This is a genomic window from Legionella erythra (assembly GCF_001467615.1).
GTDB classification, from domain to species: Bacteria; Pseudomonadota; Gammaproteobacteria; order Legionellales; family Legionellaceae; genus Legionella_C; species Legionella_C erythra.
This window is the reverse complement of the sequence record NZ_LNYA01000024.1, coordinates 268,654-284,954: the sequence shown is the minus strand read 5'-3', so window position 1 is coordinate 284,954 and position 16,301 is coordinate 268,654. Positions and strand designations below refer to the sequence as shown.

The window sequence follows — 16,301 nt, the reverse complement described above, 5'->3', positions numbered from 1 at the left end:
CCGTGCAGTTGGCTATCATGGTCGTTTTTAACAGGCATTAACACATCATGAGTTCATTTCATTGCGAAGTCCTGCGCGCCTATCCCCACAATAAAGCCCGGGTAACCCGCGTTAAAACGGCCCATGGCGAATTGATCACCCCGGTATTTATGCCGGTAGGAACCCGTGCTGGTGTGAATAATATGATGCCTGAGGAATTAATTGAGGCAGGCAGCCAAATCATATTGGGCGGCAATACCTACCACATGCTGTGTGCACCGGGCATGGATGTGATTGAAAAAGCAGGCGGCATGCACCCGTTTATGAATTGGCATGGACCGATGTTGACGGATAGCGGCGGTTTTCAGGTGTTTAGTCTTTCACGAAACAAAGAAATCTGTACCATTGATGAGGAGGGGGCGCATTTTAAACTGCCCATGGGCGATCGCATCATCCACATGACCCCGGAAATGTCGCTTGAAACCCAGAAAATCATCGGTGCCGATATCATCATGGCCTTTGATCAATGCACGCCTGATGCCTTAAGTTTTGAAGAAGCCGAGCAGATCATGACGCGCACCCACCGCTGGCTGAAACAATCCATTGCCTACCATCAGCAGCATCCCGCTTCGCGCTATGGGTATTCCCAGGCTTTGTTCGGCATTATCCAGGGCGGCATTTACGAGGATTTACGCCGCGAAAGTGCTGCGTTTGTTAGCGCTGTCAATACCGATGGCGTAGCCATTGGCGGGGAGACGGTGGGGTTTGATATGGAAAAAACGGTGGAGATAGTCCGCTGGGTCCATGCGTTTCTCCCGGAAAATAAGCCGCGGTATACCATGGGTGTGGGTATGTCGCCCCAGGATTTGCTCGATGTCGTCAAAGAGGGTATCGACATGTTTGATTGTGTGGCGCCTACCCGCAATGCTCGCCATGGCGCGTTGTATTGCGGCGAAGTCATTAAAGAAGGGCATTGGCTTAAATTTGACAGCCCTCACGAAAATCAACGGATCCAGATTAAAAAAGCACAGTATGCTCATGACGACAACCCGATCATGCCAGATTGCCAATGCTACACCTGCCGGCATTATTCACGGGCTTTTCTGCACCATCTGTTCAAGCAGAAAGCCGTCTTATTTACTGCCCTGGCGAGTATTCATAATATTCATGTCATGCACGATGTTTGTGCTAAAATGCGCGACTTGATTTTATCGTCGTCCAATGACGAGCGTCACGTTTAACTGAAGAGGAGTAACAATGGTCATTATTTCAACGTCAATGGGCGATATCCATGTCGAACTGGATAAAGAAAATACCCCGGTCACTGCCGAGAATTTTCTAGACTACGTCCGCAGCGGATTTTATAACGATACCCTGTTTCATCGTGTGATTGACAAATTCATGATTCAAGGGGGTGGATTAACCGCGGACATGGAGCAGAAAAAAGGCAATGCACCGATTAAAAATGAAGCAAAGAGCGCCAAACCAAACAAGCGCGGTACGATTGCTATGGCCAGAACCATGGATCCGCATTCCGCTACCTCGCAATTTTTCATCAATGTGGTCGATAATGCATTCTTGAATTTTACCGGTGAGCACCCACAAGGGTATGGTTACTGTGTATTCGGCGAAGTGGTCGAGGGCATGGACGTGGTTGATGCGATTGTCAAAGTCAAAACAGGCCAGCGCATGGGGCATGGCGATGTGCCGCTTGAAGACGTGGTCATCCGTGAAGTCCGCGAGGTCTAATGAGTTGACGGCAATAAACAGCCAGCCTGTTTATTGCCGATGCCGTTTGCGTAAACTGGCCGAGTAATCAAATTTTGGCATTTCAATGTGAAAGAAGATGGCCAATAATCGTGTCGCAAAAATGGCAGTCATGGTGATGAGTATGGTCAGGTGATTGCTGAATTGGAAATGCTCAAGGGTGATGTACAGTACGGCACCCGCCAGGGCGATGACGGCATAGAGTTCCTTGCGAAGCACCAGGGGAATGTCATTGCACAGGATGTCGCGTAACATGCCGCCGCAAATACCGGTCAACATCCCGCTGATGACGGCAATGCTTGGAGCCAACCCATTGACCAATGCCTTTTGAGTGCCAATAATCACAAAGGTTGAAAGACCCAAGGCATCAAGAATTAAAAAGACTTTCATGATGCGGGCTAAGGAACTGGCAATAAAAATGGTCAGGAAAGCAAAAAGACAGGTATAGAGCAGGTATTCGGGATGAGCAACCCAGGTGATAGGATGAGTATTAAACAACATGTCTCGAACAGTGCCGCCACCCAGCGCAGTAATGCAGGCAATCACCAAAACACCAAAAAAGTCCATTTTTTTGCGTCCGGCGGCAATAGCGCCGGTCATGGCCTCAACACAAATCCCAAGAATGAATAAAAAATGCAGTAACATGATGCGCGCTGTTCGTGAAAGAGACAATGATAGCATTTATTGTCAGACTGACAAAATAGATTGCATACGCTAATCTAAATACATAACCCTGTGTGGATGGAGATAAAGAATGAATGATAATCCGGCTGTTCAAATTCAGAATGTGGATAAAGAGACTCACGATAATATCATGCGCCTTAATCAAAAATTAAAGGGTCTTCAGGTTGAAATTGAAGCCAAAATGGACGCCATGGCTTTGGAGCCTGCCACGCCAGAAGCCGAAGAAAAACGAAAACGCATGCAAACCCTCGCTGACGAAGTTAAAAAAGCCATTGACGCCATTAAGACCTTGGTTAGCATGACCACAGGCCCTGAGCAATACGGATTCAAGGACGATGATCTGCATTCCTTCAGTGAAATGCTCAAAGACAGCGTCGACCAACTGTCCAGGATTAGAGAAAACTTCTAACCAGTTGGTCTAAAGGTTAAAACAGGCTGTCAGGGTTTTCATCAATGGCTTGCATTTCAGCCAGGCACTCCAAACCGAGTTCAATGGCAGCCGTTACGGCGCGGCCGGTTTCCTCCTTGTTGTCTGAGAAGCATGCTCTGTCATCGCCAATGATAGCAAGAATAGCACCTGCCAAAATGGAATTAATCCGGTTTTTTGGGCTTGATTGCTGTGCACGTGCAGAGAATAAAGCCGATAAAGTAAACAGTTGGGCGCATTCCATTTCAGTGGCCAATACACCGGCTTGACGTATCCCTTGCATGTAATGGCGGTTTTCTTCGGTTATGCTTAAGTTAAATTCCCTTGCAAACAGCGAACTTTTGGAATGGACCAGTCCGAAATGGGCTTTGATGGATGAGCCGTTCTTTTTAAGCGCTCTGCCGGCAGCCACTACAAATTCCAGCGAGGCTACAGCCGGGTATTCCCGGTAAATGTAATCCCAGGAGGCTTTATCGTCACGAACAGCGCCAGTGGCGATGACCAGATCGCCGACGTTTACCCACTCTGATTGCAGGGAAGCGGCCGTGCCGATACGCAATAAACGCCGGGCGCCCAGTCCTATCAGTTCGTTAATGATGATATCGGCACTCGGCCCCCCCATACCGGTGGATATGGCGCCTACATCGACCATGCCATGTCGGCCTGCGATTGTGCCTAAATACAGATTATGCTGCCGGGGGTGACGCTTAATGACCGGATCGGTAAACCGTTCACTGATTTGTTGAGCCCGCTCATCAGAACCGGTGAGGAAAAGATATCGCCCTTTGCCGTTGTTGCCAAGAAGATCATTGGCGGCAGCATTCATATGTTGGGGTTTAAATTCGCTCATGTTCGCCTCGTGATAAACGTCAATCCTTGCATGGAGGCAAGTTTTATACCATTCAGGCACTCGGGTGTTATATAATGATCATTCCGATAATATTGTATTCAAACAAGGCGGGAAGGCGGCAATGGGATTCTCCAAAAATGAAAAACAAACCCTGAGTTTTGAGGTTATTCACAAACAAACTGTGGAATGGATGGCTGAAAAAACGGAACTTACCCCCATTGCATTAGAAAAATATAGAAAGAAAATAGGCGATTTGTTTGGGTTACCTGTTAATGAACAGTTGGAATTGATCAGTGATTTATCATCAATTAAAAATTTACCCCAGGAAATAAAAGACTTAACGACTCATTACCCCTATTTACAGACCATGCCGAATGATGCGATTAAGGTCATTGGCTCTTACCTTGACAACAGCAAGGATGTCAGTGCCTTGGTTCTTACCCACAAAAGACCCTATAGCTTATTCCAGACAGCCAGGCTTGAAGAGCAATTATTATTGCATGTGGTCAAGGGAAACCAGAAAAAAGCGGAAGCCATCGTGGCCAAGCATCCTGAACTGCAATTAGTTTCCGGCACAGTGACTGATTATTCGCTTCGAACCTTCAAACAGATTACTGCTTATGAATACGCCTATTGGGCCAAAGATACTTACATGCGTCTCATGCTTGAAAAGTACATGGACGCGGATACAAGCGCTGACATGTTGAAGCGCTGTGAAGCCATGGATAAGGATGGTCTGACCTACACACAAAACGGGATAGAGGTGAAAGGCTCTACCCATTTTGATTTCACCCCACTTAAAACAAGAATGCAGAAGTATATCGACAAAGGCGGTACTTATTTGGATTCCGATCCCGATGCACCCAACGAAGACTGGTTAAAGGTGGGTATGGCCCAGTATGATGTGCCTGTCCATGTGGCCAGTGAATATTGCCGACATGATCGCATCTTTGCTTACTCTCGTTTTGATGGCGCTGAACTGCCAAGAAAATCCTTGCTCTATAAATATGGGCCGGATAAGGATAATGTCTGTTTTTATAACAAGGGGTTGGGTCGTCAGTTTGCTTACCTGCGTGCAACGTCGCATCAGGTCGAAAACCTACCGCATCCTCATCCTGATTGGGTCATCATGGATCTTGGGGCTATCACTCGTTTGGATACGAGAAGAACCCTCGAGCTTACCAAGTCGCTGGACACTCTCCGCTCATTAGCGCAAAAAAAACCGAAAATTGCCTGACATAGAGCCTGCTGCTAATTTATGCCATACTGCAAAGTAAAGATTATTATGCTTGCACGATAAGGAATTCGTATGAAAAATAAAATTTTTGGACTTGCCTTGTTGACTGTTGCGGCAGGGTATGTCATCCCCACGTTGGCTAGTCATGACAGTGAACAATTGTCGAAACAGGCGTTGCAAAAAGTTATCGATAATTACCTCGTCAATAAAGGTAAAATGGAAGATGTGACCGGTATTGCCGCCGCTGTTTTTTTGCCTGAACAGAAAGGGGCTGACAAGGGTTCTATTTACAGCTTTTATGCAGGCGTCAGCGGCAGATCACCCTTCAATACGCCGGTCAATTCAAGCAGCCTGTTTGAGATTGGCAGCATCACCAAGTCGTTTGTGGCGGCGATTATTTTACAACTTGAAGGCGAGGGGCGATTATCCATCAAGGATCCTGTGGGTAAATGGCTGCCGCAATACCCTCACTGGAAAGACGTCACCATCGAGCAACTCTTGAATATGACCAGCGGTATCCCTAATTACACCGCAAGCGAAGCGTTTGGAAAAAAAGAAGACGAGTCGAATTTTAAAATACAATGGACGGACACGGAACTTTTAAATTTTGCCTCACCGGATAAACCCTTGCCGCCTCCGCCAGGCAACCGCTTTGATTATTCCAACTCCAATTATATTCTCGCTGCCTTAATCATTGAAACAGTGACAGGGAATTCATTCGCCGAGGAATTGCAGAAACGAATCATCAAGCCGTATCACTTGCAAAACACCTTTTACCCTGCCGGTGCAGAAGGCCAAAAGGTGCATGAGCAAATCATGCCTCGTATGGCTCATGGTTATGTTTATGATACCGATAAAAAAGCCCTGGTTGACATCACCGATAACAACCTGTCCTGGGCAGGTGGTGCCGGCGCCATCATTGCGGACATGCCGGATGTCATTCACTGGGTGCAGCACTTGTATCATGGCCAATTGTTTCGCCCTGAGTATCGTCAAAAAGCCCTTAAGGAATTAAAATCGGTTGTCTCCATGGAAACAGGCAAGCCGATAGACAACGTCAGCCAAAAGGATCCGCGCGGTTTTGGCCTGGGCGTGGGCTACTATTTTGATAAAGCCACCAAAAACCGTTTTTGGGTTTATGAAGGGAGTACCTTAGGTTACCGTGTGATGTATGTTTGGAGTGAATGCAATAACGTCACGGTGGCTGTAGCGCTTAACAGCAAAGCGGGGGAAGGCAATCCCGATTCGAAACAAGGCGATGGCATTCCGGATTTAACGCTTAATCTTTATAAACAGGTCATTGCGACTCATCCCTCCTACGCCTGCACCAATTAGTACCATCGTCAGCCGCCGCAAGGCGGTTGACTTGCCGGACATCCGTTGTATTAAAACCCGAATGGCGCAATCTGCGGGTACAATAATCGTGTGCAGTAAAGGCCCATTTTGCAGAGATCGCGGTTCAGATTCTCCCCTTCGATGTTTTTCTGGCTGGCGTAGGAAAATACAAGGGGTTGGCCGTTTATGGCAACAGCCAGAGAATAGCCCTGCCGGTAATGGGTTTTTAACTGTTTATAGTAAAGCAATTCATGATAACAGGCCGGGTGATAAAGACTTTGCCAGCTGGCAAAACCTTCTTTGTTCATCCACTCGAGTGCGTAACTTCGGTCAAAGAGCCATAGATTCTGACTAAAGAGATTAAATTCCAGCGCTGGTGTTGAGGACAGGATGAGCAATTGCCGTTGCTGACTCACGAAGCCTATAGCCAGATGGTCGATGTTATGCAGGCCCAACACATCGTCAAACACGCGTGCACTGCGTTGCTTGCCTGCAAACAGCAAATCCAGCAGGTTTGGATGAGGGGTGATCGGGTTACAGCGCGTAGTCATGAGGATTTTTGCGACGTCCCTGTTAATGGTTAAAGTAATTTACAGAGGACAGGGCGAGGTCGATGATTTTCTTCGATTGTTCTTCTGAGGCGCTAATCAGGCTGACATCATTGGCCAGATTAGTCAGAAACGCTGCCGTGTCTTCTGTTTCAGCGGCATTATATAAAGCGCCTGCCTGTAAGAAAATATAGTGAAGTAGTTTCTTGTCAATTGTCAGTTTTTGCGCATTTTGCGCGTGGCTCGACTCACCAAAAAGCAGCCATCCGGGTGAGGTATTCAATTTTTCAGCCATTTCCACCAGCTTGATTGGTTCAGGAATGGCTTCACCCCGAAGATAGCGCCGGCAAATTTGCAGGGAATAATGGGTGATTTCGGCCAACTGATGAATGCAAACACCCGATGTTGAACGGGAAGAGGTTAAACCGGCGCTCATCATGGCTTCCTTTAGCCGGCAGGCAAATTGTTTGGCAAAACCCACTTTGTCCATGCGTTCACTTAAGTTAAATAAAAAAGGAAGTGTAGCAAAGCCTGGCTTTGGCTGTAAATCATAACGAATAGAAACCAATGGTTTCCTTTGGAAATCAATAGTTGACAAATGGCTGTTGTTTGCTACCATTGCCGCGAAACCTTGAGTTTCGAGTCCAGCAGAGGGGTGACGCAGGGAATGCCTCAACTTTCTGACGAAGTGGTTTAACCATAGCGGTTAACCTCGCCAGGTCGGGCCTTGGGCCCGACCTGTTTTACATCGCAACGGCAGGCAGGGGATACGAAAATAATGTTTGCTTTGTGAAGATAGCTTTTATATAATCCTCGCCATTCGCAAATAGTGACGAATTATAGGCACGTAGCTCAGTGGTAGAGCACCACCTTGACATGGTGGTGGTCGGTGGTTCGATCCCACTCGTGCCTACCATCTTAACCCTGCTTTGCAGGGTTTTTTTTTGGACTATCGTTTGACGGAAAACCGGATGGGAGATGGCCCAACAGCCGGTTGTAAAACCTGATTGCTATCGATCCCTAAATTCAGTATAAATGAAAGCCTGGTAGGGGAAGGAGAACAACATGCCAAACATTAAACTGCCTGATGGTCAAATTAAGCACTTTGAACAGGCTGTTTCTGTCGTTGATGTGGCGAACAGCATTAGCCCGGGGCTGGCCAAAGCCACGCTCGCAGGCAAGGTCAACAATCAATTGGTCGATACCAGTTTTATCATCGAAAACGACAGTGACCTCTTGTTAATTACCGACAAGCAGGAAGAAAGTTTGGAGGTTATCCGCCATTCCACCGCCCACCTGCTGGCTCAGGCAGTGAAAAGTCTGTTTCCCAGCGCGCAGGTTACCATAGGTCCGGTCATTGAAGACGGCTTTTATTATGATTTCGCCTTTGGGCGTCCGTTTACGCCGGATGATCTCGAACGCATTGAAGCTAAAATGACTGAGTTGGTCAAGGCGGATTACCCGGTGACGCGACGGGAAATGCCGCGAGATGAAGCCATTGCCTACTTTCGCGGTTTAGGCGAAGAGTACAAAGCAAAAATTATTGCTGATATACCGGCTGGCGAAGTCATTTCTCTTTATAAGCAAGGTGATTTCGAAGATTTATGCCGTGGCCCCCATGTCCCTTCGACGGGACGCTTGAAAGCGTTTAAATTAACCAAAGTTGCGGGTGCTTACTGGCGCGGTGATGCCAATAATGAAATGCTGCAGCGCATATACGGCACAGCCTGGGCTGATAAAAAAGCACTGGAAAGTTACCTGCACCGTATTGAAGAAGCGGAAAAACGCGACCATCGCAAACTGGGTAAAGCACTTGATTTGTTCCATTTTCAGGACATTGCCCCGGGGATGGTGTTCTGGCATCCAAAAGGCTGGACGATTTATCAAATGCTTGAGCAATATATGCGCGAGCGCTTGCGCCATTTTGGTTACCAGGAAATCAGAACCCCGCAACTGGTCGACAGAACGTTGTGGGAGAAATCCGGTCACTGGGATAATTTTCGTGAAGAGATGTTTGTTACCGAAACTGAAAATCGCCATTACGCGGTCAAACCCATGAACTGCCCCTGCCATGTTCAGGTTTATAATAATGGCTTAAAGAGTTATCGGGATTTGCCTTTGCGTTTTTCCGAGTTTGGTAACTGTCACCGCTGCGAACCATCCGGATCCCTGCATGGTTTGATGCGGGTACGTAACATGGTGCAGGATGATGCCCATATTTTCTGTACGGAAGAGCAGATTCAGTCAGAAGTGACGATGATTCTGGAACTGGTGCAGTCGGTTTATGCTGATTTTGGATTTAATGAAATCAAATACCGTCTGGCGCTGCGCCCTGAAAAACGGGTCGGCAGTAACGCGGTATGGGATAAAGCAGAGCGTGCTTTACAGGAAGCGATGCGCAGTCGGGGTATTACCTGGGTTGACGCACCGGGCGAAGGGGCTTTCTATGGACCTAAAATCGAATGCTCCCTCGCCGATTCATTAGGCCGAATCTGGCAGTGCGGCACCATCCAGGTGGATTTCTCCATGCCGGATCGCCTGGAAGCTAGTTATGTCGCTGAAGATGGCAGTAAAAAAACACCGGTTATGCTGCATCGTGCCATTTTGGGTTCGTTTGAACGCTTCATGGGAATTCTCATTGAGCACTACGCTGGGAAATTCCCCTTATGGCTGGCTCCGGTGCAGGCTATTGTGTTAACCATCAGTGAAAAGCAGGATGATTTTGCCACGAAAGTAACGGAAATTTTGCAAAAACAAGGCATTCGTGCAAATTTTGACTTGAGAAATGAGAAAATAGGCTTTAAAATTCGCGAGCATACTCTGCAAAAAGTTCCCTATTTGCTGGTAATAGGCGACAAAGAAGTCGAAAGCGGCTCTGTTGCTGTCCGCACTCGTGAGGGAACTGATTTGGGCGTGATGAGTATTGATAAAATTAGCGAAATTCTGCGGCAGGAAATCGCCGCAAAAAGCCGCATGTAAATCAAAGTTTGGAGGATAAGACCATTAGTGTAACAAACAAGCGTGACAATGATCGCGCACGAGTTAATGAACAGATCAATGTACCCGAAGTACGTTTAATTGATGCTGATGGCAACCAAGCAGGTATTATTTCAACGCGTGAAGCGTTGCGCGCAGCAGAAGAAAGTGGCTTGGATTTGGTGGAAATTTCGCCCACAGCCAAACCGCCTGTTTGCCGCATTATGGATTATGGTAAGTTTCTCTTTGAGTTGAGTAAAAAGCAGGCTGAAGCACGTAAAAAGCAGAAGCAGATTCAAGTTAAAGAGCTGAAATTCCGTCCCACGACGGAAGATGGGGATTATCAGGTCAAGCTACGCAACCTGATACGTTTCCTAAATCATGGGGACAAAGTCAAAGTCACGCTGCGATTCCGCGGCCGTGAAATGGCTCACCAGGATATTGGTATGAAAATCATGGAGCGTCTGCAACAGGATACTGCCGAATATGGGGTGGTTGAACAGCAGGCAAAACGTGAAGGACGCCAATTATTGATGGTATTGTCACCTAAGAAAAAGTAGAGTGGTTTTCTGACGTCCGGGATGTAATTGCCCCAGTTGTCCAGTAGTCACTTCATTGTGTATGTAGCAAGATAAAAATGCGGAGTATATTTTTATGCCTAAATTAAAGTCACATCGTGGAGCGAGCAAACGCTTCCGTAAGACAGCGAGTGGTTCTATTAAGCGTCGCGGCGCTTACAGAAACCATATCCTCACTAAAAAATCCACCAAGCAGAAGCGCCATTTGCGTGTTGCGTCCGGTCGTTTGAAAGATTGTGATGCAAAGTTGGCGGCTCGTATGTTGCATGGTAGTTAAGGGGAGGATAGAAAATGCCAAGAGTTAAACGTGGTGTGACTGCGAAAGCCCGTCACAAGAAAATATTAGATCAAGCCAAAGGGTATTATGGTGCCCGGAGCAGGACTTATCGCGTAGCCAAGCAAGCGGTTATTAAAGCCGGTCAATACGCATACCGCGATAGACGTCAGAAAAAGCGTCAATTCCGTGCCCTGTGGATTACCCGTATCAATGCTCAGGCGCGTGAGTGCGGTATTTCTTACAGCCAATTGATCAATGGCTTGAAAAAAGCTGCAATCGAACTGGATCGCAAAATCCTGGCCGATATGGCTGTCTATGATAAACCTGCATTTGCAGCTGTTGCTGAGCAAGCGAAAGCCGCCCTTGCAAAATAAACAGAGTGTTTGTTGAATAACGAGGAGGCTTTGGCCTCCTTTTTTACATGTAGGCAAAATCATGCAAGATATTATCAAATTGCAACAACACGCGTCGGAAGCAATTCGTCAGGCACAGGATATCAACGCGCTGGAAGGGATACGTGTTGACTATTTGGGGAAAAAAGGCCGTCTGACAGAACTTTTGAAAGGATTAGCCGCTTTGCCGCCCGAAGAAAAACCGCGCGTAGGCCAATTGGTTAATCAGGCCAAACAAGCCATCAGCACGCTCATTGAAGAAAAAATGCTGGCATTGAAAGAAGACCTGCTTCAAAAAAAACTCGAGTCAGAACGCATTGATATTACCTTGACGGGTCGACAGCCTAAGTATGGCTCCCAGCATCCGGTGACCCAGGTTAAGCAATTCATCAATGATTATTTCAGCCGTTTAGGCTTTGATATTGTCAGCGGCCCGGAAATAGAAACCGAATTTTATAATTTCGAGGCATTGAATATTCCCGGACATCATCCCGCACGCGCCATGCATGACACCTTTTATTTTGGCGATGGCCATTTGTTGCGTACGCATACATCACCCGTACAGATTCGCACCATGGAAGGCCGTAAACCGCCGCTGCGTCTCATTGCGCCCGGACGTGTTTACCGCTGCGATTCTGATTTAACGCACACGCCGATGTTTCATCAGGTCGAAGGCTTGCTGGTGGATAAAGAGGCGACCTTAACCGGTCTTCGCGGCTTGCTGCATGATTTCTTCGCCGCCTTTTTTGGTCGTGAATTGGCGTTACGCTTCAGACCATCCTATTTTCCTTTTACCGAACCGTCAGCGGAAGTGGATATCGAGTGCACGCAATGTTCCGGCGCCGGTTGCCGCTCCTGCAAATTCACCGGGTGGCTTGAGGTTTTAGGCTGCGGTATGGTGCATCCTAATGTCCTGGCTGCGGTGAATATCTCACCTGACGACTATCAGGGCTGGGCTTTTGGAATGGGCATAGATCGGTTGGCCATGTTGTATTTTGGTATCGACGATTTGCGAATGATGTTTGAAAACGATTTAACATTTTTAAAGCAATTCTAATGGTTGCCGAGCTGAGGCAGCGTATTAAAAGTCTCCAAACAGTGGACAGGTATTGACGATGAAAGTTAGTGAAATATGGTTACGTGAATGGGTGAATCCTGCAAAAAATGCCCAGGAATTAGCAGCGCTTTTAACAATGGCCGGTTTGGAAGTCGATGCGGTCAATCCGGTTGCCGGTGCGTTTGACAAGGTCATTGTGGCGCAGGTCAAGCAGACCATGCCCCATCCTCAGGCCGATAAACTGACTTTGTGTGAAGTAGAAACGGGCAGCGGCAAACCGCTTAAAGTGGTTTGCGGCGCGTCCAACGTCTGTGCCGGTTTGAAGGTGGCTTTGGCGCAAGTGGGTGCGACTCTTCCGGGAGGATTAACCATCAAGGAATCAACCCTGCGCGGTGAACTGTCACAGGGAATGCTGTGTTCGGCTTCCGAGTTAGGGTTGGCGGATACGTCGGAAGGCATCATTGAGCTGGATGAAGATGCTCCTGTGGGCCAGGATTTACGTGATTATCTGATGCTCAATGATCAGGTTTTGGATATTGACTTAACGCCTAATCGTGCCGATTGCTTAAGTGTTTTAGGGATAGCCCGTGAAGTGGCGGCCATCAGCCAATTACCGTTTAAAAGGCCGGCATCAGCTCATTGTCCGCCGGCTATTGATGAAGAAATTAGCCTCGAATTGCATGACAAAGAAGGCTGTCCGCAATATTACGGCCGGGTTATCCGTGGGATTAACCCGCAGGCAAAGACTCCCTTGTGGATGCGTGAGAGACTTCGCCGTTCAGGTATCCGTGCCATTCATCCGGTGGTCGATATCACCAATTATGTGATGCTGGAATTGGGGCAACCCATGCATGCATTTGATTTAAAGCAGGTCGTGAACGGCATTCGGGTGCGTAAGAGCCATCCAGGCGAAATGCTTGAGTTACTCGATGGTCAGCAGGCAAAGTTGACAGGCAATGAACTGGTCATTGCCAATGCCAGTCAACCGCTTGCTATTGCCGGGGTAATGGGCGGTTCACACAGCGGTGTGACGGATACAACAGTGGATATTTTCCTGGAGAGCGCCTTTTTCAATCCTGTCACGATAGCCGGTGTCGCTCGGCGCTACGGCTTAAGCACCGATTCCTCGCAGCGGTTTGAACGCGGGGTTGATCCCGCTTTACAAGGCGAAGCCATTGAGAGAGCCACCGAATTGTTACTGGCTATTGCCGGCGGCAAGCCCGGTCCAGTATCGCGTATCAGTCATGCAGAGCACTTGCCGCAAAACAACGCCATCGCATTGAAGCCTGGCAAAGTCAAACAATTGACCGGGATTGATGTAACGCCAGAAGACATGTTGAAGATGTTGACAGGATTGGGCATGCAGGTTGATAGCCAGGGCGCGGTGTGGAAGGTCATGCCGCCTTCCCATCGTTTTGATATGCGGCTGGATGTCGACCTGATTGAAGAGATCGTGCGGTTATATGGGTATGATCGAATTCCAGGCGATAAAATGATTACTACCGTTCAGGCCGGGGTGATCAATCCGCTGGAAACCCTAGCCCGCCAGTTGTCGCAGTTCTTTATGGCGCGCGGTTATCACGAAACCATCAGCTACAGCTTTGTTGACCCGGAATTGCAGGCGGCTCTTTACCCTGAAAAAGAGACCATGACCCTGCTCAATCCCATTTCCTCGGAGTTGTCGCAGATGCGCACAGGCATGTGGCCGGGGCTTATTGCGTCGATGGTATATAACATGCATCGTCAACAGCCGACGCTGAAATTGTTTGAAAACGGCGTTATTTTTGAAGTAACAAATGGCCAATTGACCGAACAGGCCTGTTTTGCCGGTTTGTTAACCGGTCAATGCGGTGCCCTTAGCTGGCTTGAGCCGACCCGTCCTTTTGATTTTTATGATGCCAAGGGGGATTTGGAGGCCTTGTTTGCTGCATTGCATCTACAGGGTATTGCCTTCCAGAAGGCGGAGCACGACGCCCTTCACCCCGGTAAATCTACCCGTATCCTATGCCATGGGCAACCCATCGGCTGGTGCGGTGTGCTCCATCCTCGTCTGGCGCAGGCCCTGGATGTCACTGACGAAGTCATTTTGTTTGAACTGACATTGCAATCCCTTGGTCAGGTCGAGCCAGTGCGCTATCAGACCATTTCGAAATTTCCGCAAATTCGCCGCGATTTGTCTTTGCTGGTGGATGACAAAGTCGCGGTGTCCGACATTGAATCCCTTATTCAGCGCACGGTTGCCAATGGTTGGCTTAAATCATTTGATGTTTTTGACGTCTACACCGGCGGTTCGATTCCTGCGGGCAAGAAGAGCATTGCTATAGCCCTGACGCTTCAGGATGATAAGCGCACTCTGATTGATCATGAGATCAATGAGATAATCAGTGCTATAATCAAAAAACTGGATGAGGAATTTGCTATAACATTGAGGGAGTAATCGTGAACGCTCTAAGTAAAGCAATGATCGCAGAAACGTTATGCAATGAATTGGGGCTGGCCAAACCGGATGCCAAAATCATGGTGGAACAGTTTTTTGAAACCATTCGCCATGCCCTGGAGAACGGCAGGCACGTGAAACTCTCTGGTTTTGGCAATTTTACTCTGCGCGACAAACCACAACGCCCGGGCAGAAACCCCAAGACCGGGGAGGAAATTCCGGTGGTTGCCCGACGGGTAGTGACCTTTAAACCCGGGTTAAAACTAAAAACCAAAATTGAAGAACGGGGCAAATAACTTTTGAATCACTACACCAGACATGTCTTCCTGTGCACCAATCAGAAGCCGGCAGGTAAAACCTGCTGTGCTAACCAGGGTGGAGAAGCCTATTTTACTTATCTGAAAGAAAAACTGCTGGAACTCGAAGTGCATGGTCCCGGTAAGATTCGCGTCAGCAAATCCGGTTGTCTCGGCCGTTGCAGCCTGGGGCCCTGTGTCGTGATTTACCCCGAAGGTGTGTGGTATAGCTATTCTTCGTTTGAAGATATCGATGAAATCATTGACACCCATTTGCTTAAAAATGGCACGGTGGAGCGCCTGTTAATTCAGGGATAAAGGAATTGCCAGGTGATTCAGGCACCTGATGTGCACGAATAAAAAAACAGGGCTTGAAAAAAATTTCATATTTCAGTATCCTGCGAGGGTTTATAAGTATTGTTTTCTTCCAACTTGTATTCAAATCCAGCTGCTCCAGCAGGAGCGGCTGCAGCGATGGTGTACCGGAGTTAAACAAGAACTTTTATTATTGATAACCAATAATTACAAGTTTTATTTGTAATTGACTTGTAGGTTATTGCAGTTTTGGTTAAAATCGCCCGTCCAAGATTGAAAGATTACCAATGAAGGCGGTACGGAGTTAATTAATGAAGACATTTAGCGCCAAGTCTCACGAAGTCAAACGTGACTGGTACGTCGTCGATGCTAGTGATAAAACATTAGGTCGCCTGGCTACTGAAATTGCTCGTCGTTTGAGAGGCAAGCATAAGGCTGAGTATACCCCACATGTTGATACCGGCGATTATATCGTGGTAACCAATGCTGAAAAGGTGACAGTCACAGGCCGAAAATTCAAAAACAAGATGTATTACCATCACACCGGTTTCCCCGGCGGTATTAAGTCAGAATCTTTCGATAAAATGCAGGCTCGCAAACCCGAGCGTATTATCGAACTGGCTGTGAAGGGCATGCTGCCTAAGAATCCTTTAGGTAGAGAAATGTATCGAAAATTAAAGGTTTATGCAGGTAATGAGCATCCCCATGCTGCACAACAACCTAAGCAACTAGAGATTGAGGAATAAGTATTATGGCTGAAATGCAGCAATACTATGGCACTGGTCGTAGAAAAAGTTCAACGGCTCGTGTGTTTTTGCGCCAGGGCAAGGGTGAAATCAAGGTTAACAACCGCAAGCTGGAAGAATATTTCGGCCGTGAAACCTCCTGCATGGTCGTTCGTCAACCTCTTGAGACGGTTGATCAATTAGACAATTTTGATTTGTATATCACTGTCACAGGCGGTGGTATTTCTGGTCAGGCTGGTGCCATTCGTCTTGGTATAGCCCGTGCGTTAGTGGCTTACGATGAGTGTGATCTGGCGGAAGACGCAGAAGCTAATCCAGATTCTTACCGCAGCAAGTTGCGTGCACGCGGATTGCTGACCCGTGATTCACGTCGCGTGGAACGTAAAAAAGTTGGTTTGCA

The 16,301-nt window shown here is 47.7% G+C and carries 19 protein-coding genes and 1 tRNA gene; 16 read left to right on the top strand and 4 right to left on the bottom strand.

The annotated features are described in order from the left end of the window. The first annotated feature begins 47 nt into the window (after positions 1-47). Complete coding sequence (tgt, locus tag Lery_RS08200) at positions 48-1,220, top strand: tRNA guanosine(34) transglycosylase Tgt (protein WP_058526759.1); 1,173 nt, start codon at positions 48-50, stop codon at positions 1,218-1,220. Between the two features lie 16 nt (positions 1,221-1,236). After that, the gene (locus tag Lery_RS08195; RefSeq protein ID WP_058526758.1) at positions 1,237-1,728 is read left to right on the top strand and encodes a peptidylprolyl isomerase; all 492 of its coding nucleotides are present in this window, start codon (positions 1,237-1,239) and stop codon (positions 1,726-1,728) included. A gap of 30 nt (positions 1,729-1,758) precedes the next feature. On the opposite strand, the gene Lery_RS08190 is transcribed toward Lery_RS08195, so the two are convergent. Further along, positions 1,759-2,391, bottom strand: coding sequence for a trimeric intracellular cation channel family protein (locus tag Lery_RS08190; RefSeq protein WP_058526757.1), 633 nt, complete (start codon positions 2,389-2,391; stop codon positions 1,759-1,761). Positions 2,392-2,500: 109 nt separating this feature from the next. Here Lery_RS08190 and Lery_RS08185 point away from each other — a divergent pair, with 109 nt between their 5' ends. Next, a complete protein-coding gene (locus tag Lery_RS08185) occupies positions 2,501-2,839 on the top strand; it encodes a hypothetical protein (RefSeq protein WP_058526756.1) in 339 nt (112 codons plus the stop codon). A 16-nt stretch (positions 2,840-2,855) separates the two neighbouring features. Here the strand turns inward: Lery_RS08185 and Lery_RS08180 are convergent, their stop codons facing one another. Then, positions 2,856-3,707, bottom strand: a complete 852-nt coding sequence (locus tag Lery_RS08180; RefSeq protein WP_058526755.1) for a nucleoside phosphorylase — start codon at positions 3,705-3,707, stop codon at positions 2,856-2,858. Between the two features lie 121 nt (positions 3,708-3,828). Here Lery_RS08180 and Lery_RS08175 point away from each other — a divergent pair, with 121 nt between their 5' ends. Then, positions 3,829-4,944, top strand: coding sequence for a hypothetical protein (locus Lery_RS08175; RefSeq protein ID WP_131751031.1), 1,116 nt, complete (start codon positions 3,829-3,831; stop codon positions 4,942-4,944). Between the two features lie 72 nt (positions 4,945-5,016). Then, a complete protein-coding gene (locus Lery_RS08170) occupies positions 5,017-6,279 on the top strand; it encodes a serine hydrolase domain-containing protein (protein ID WP_058526753.1) in 1,263 nt (420 codons plus the stop codon). Between the two features lie 50 nt (positions 6,280-6,329). On the opposite strand, the gene Lery_RS15525 is transcribed toward Lery_RS08170, so the two are convergent. Both Lery_RS15525 and Lery_RS08160 read right to left on the bottom strand, forming a co-directional pair. Continuing rightward, positions 6,330-6,830, bottom strand: coding sequence for a hypothetical protein (locus Lery_RS15525; protein WP_065230267.1), 501 nt, complete (start codon positions 6,828-6,830; stop codon positions 6,330-6,332). Positions 6,831-6,852: 22 nt separating this feature from the next. Beyond that, positions 6,853-7,317 carry a helix-turn-helix domain-containing protein gene (locus tag Lery_RS08160; RefSeq protein ID WP_058526858.1) on the bottom strand — a complete coding sequence of 155 codons (465 nt, stop codon included), beginning with the start codon at positions 7,315-7,317 and terminating at the stop codon, positions 6,853-6,855. A gap of 351 nt (positions 7,318-7,668) precedes the next feature. Here Lery_RS08160 and Lery_RS08155 point away from each other — a divergent pair. From Lery_RS08155 to rpsI, 11 genes are all read left to right on the top strand, one after another. Beyond that, a tRNA-Val gene (locus Lery_RS08155) sits at positions 7,669-7,743 on the top strand. A 149-nt stretch (positions 7,744-7,892) separates the two neighbouring features. Continuing rightward, positions 7,893-9,806 carry a threonine--tRNA ligase gene (gene thrS / locus Lery_RS08150; RefSeq protein WP_058526752.1) on the top strand — a complete coding sequence of 638 codons (1,914 nt, stop codon included), beginning with the start codon at positions 7,893-7,895 and terminating at the stop codon, positions 9,804-9,806. Between the two features lie 23 nt (positions 9,807-9,829). Next, positions 9,830-10,363, top strand: a complete 534-nt coding sequence (gene infC / locus Lery_RS08145) for a translation initiation factor IF-3 (protein WP_058526857.1) — start codon at positions 9,830-9,832, stop codon at positions 10,361-10,363. A gap of 94 nt (positions 10,364-10,457) precedes the next feature. Beyond that, positions 10,458-10,658 carry a 50S ribosomal protein L35 gene (rpmI, locus tag Lery_RS15010; RefSeq protein WP_082651407.1) on the top strand — a complete coding sequence of 67 codons (201 nt, stop codon included), beginning with the start codon at positions 10,458-10,460 and terminating at the stop codon, positions 10,656-10,658. A gap of 14 nt (positions 10,659-10,672) precedes the next feature. Next, on the top strand, positions 10,673-11,032 hold the full coding sequence (gene rplT, locus Lery_RS08140) for a 50S ribosomal protein L20 (RefSeq protein WP_058526751.1): 360 nt from the start codon (positions 10,673-10,675) through the stop codon (positions 11,030-11,032). Between the two features lie 61 nt (positions 11,033-11,093). Next, positions 11,094-12,107, top strand: a complete 1,014-nt coding sequence (pheS, locus tag Lery_RS08135; protein WP_058526750.1) for a phenylalanine--tRNA ligase subunit alpha — start codon at positions 11,094-11,096, stop codon at positions 12,105-12,107. A 58-nt stretch (positions 12,108-12,165) separates the two neighbouring features. Continuing rightward, positions 12,166-14,544, top strand: a complete 2,379-nt coding sequence (gene pheT, locus Lery_RS08130; RefSeq protein ID WP_058526749.1) for a phenylalanine--tRNA ligase subunit beta — start codon at positions 12,166-12,168, stop codon at positions 14,542-14,544. Between the two features lie 2 nt (positions 14,545-14,546). Beyond that, positions 14,547-14,840, top strand: a complete 294-nt coding sequence (locus tag Lery_RS08125) for an integration host factor subunit alpha (RefSeq protein ID WP_082657159.1) — start codon at positions 14,547-14,549, stop codon at positions 14,838-14,840. Between the two features lie 3 nt (positions 14,841-14,843). Next, positions 14,844-15,158 (top strand): (2Fe-2S) ferredoxin domain-containing protein, encoded by a 315-nt coding sequence (locus Lery_RS08120; protein WP_058526747.1) that lies wholly within the window; start codon positions 14,844-14,846, stop codon positions 15,156-15,158. A gap of 308 nt (positions 15,159-15,466) precedes the next feature. Next, positions 15,467-15,901: a 50S ribosomal protein L13 gene (rplM, locus tag Lery_RS08110; protein WP_058526745.1), complete on the top strand. Its 435-nt coding sequence runs from the start codon at positions 15,467-15,469 to the stop codon at positions 15,899-15,901. Between the two features lie 5 nt (positions 15,902-15,906). Next, the coding region (gene rpsI, locus Lery_RS08105) for a 30S ribosomal protein S9 (RefSeq protein WP_156412486.1) at positions 15,907-16,301 on the top strand (395 nt) is incomplete at its 3' end.

What these genes read in the sequence shown, in the direction of transcription:
- tgt (WP_058526759.1), top strand. Translation starts at nt 48, where the DNA reads ATGAGTTCATTTCATTGCGAAGTCCTGCGCGCCTATCCCCACAATAAA.
- Lery_RS08195 (WP_058526758.1), top strand. Translation starts at nt 1,237, where the DNA reads ATGGTCATTATTTCAACGTCAATGGGCGATATCCATGTCGAACTGGAT.
- Lery_RS08190 (WP_058526757.1), bottom strand. Translation starts at nt 2,391, where the DNA reads ATGTTACTGCATTTTTTATTCATTCTTGGGATTTGTGTTGAGGCCATG.
- Lery_RS08185 (WP_058526756.1), top strand. Translation starts at nt 2,501, where the DNA reads ATGAATGATAATCCGGCTGTTCAAATTCAGAATGTGGATAAAGAGACT.
- Lery_RS08180 (WP_058526755.1), bottom strand. Translation starts at nt 3,707, where the DNA reads ATGAGCGAATTTAAACCCCAACATATGAATGCTGCCGCCAATGATCTT.
- Lery_RS08175 (WP_131751031.1), top strand. Translation starts at nt 3,829, where the DNA reads ATGGGATTCTCCAAAAATGAAAAACAAACCCTGAGTTTTGAGGTTATT.
- Lery_RS08170 (WP_058526753.1), top strand. Translation starts at nt 5,017, where the DNA reads ATGAAAAATAAAATTTTTGGACTTGCCTTGTTGACTGTTGCGGCAGGG.
- Lery_RS15525 (WP_065230267.1), bottom strand. Translation starts at nt 6,830, where the DNA reads ATGACTACGCGCTGTAACCCGATCACCCCTCATCCAAACCTGCTGGAT.
- Lery_RS08160 (WP_058526858.1), bottom strand. Translation starts at nt 7,317, where the DNA reads ATGGACAAAGTGGGTTTTGCCAAACAATTTGCCTGCCGGCTAAAGGAA.
- thrS (WP_058526752.1), top strand. Translation starts at nt 7,893, where the DNA reads ATGCCAAACATTAAACTGCCTGATGGTCAAATTAAGCACTTTGAACAG.
- rpmI (WP_082651407.1), top strand. Translation starts at nt 10,458, where the DNA reads ATGCCTAAATTAAAGTCACATCGTGGAGCGAGCAAACGCTTCCGTAAG.
- rplT (WP_058526751.1), top strand. Translation starts at nt 10,673, where the DNA reads ATGCCAAGAGTTAAACGTGGTGTGACTGCGAAAGCCCGTCACAAGAAA.
- pheS (WP_058526750.1), top strand. Translation starts at nt 11,094, where the DNA reads ATGCAAGATATTATCAAATTGCAACAACACGCGTCGGAAGCAATTCGT.
- pheT (WP_058526749.1), top strand. Translation starts at nt 12,166, where the DNA reads ATGAAAGTTAGTGAAATATGGTTACGTGAATGGGTGAATCCTGCAAAA.
- rplM (WP_058526745.1), top strand. Translation starts at nt 15,467, where the DNA reads ATGAAGACATTTAGCGCCAAGTCTCACGAAGTCAAACGTGACTGGTAC.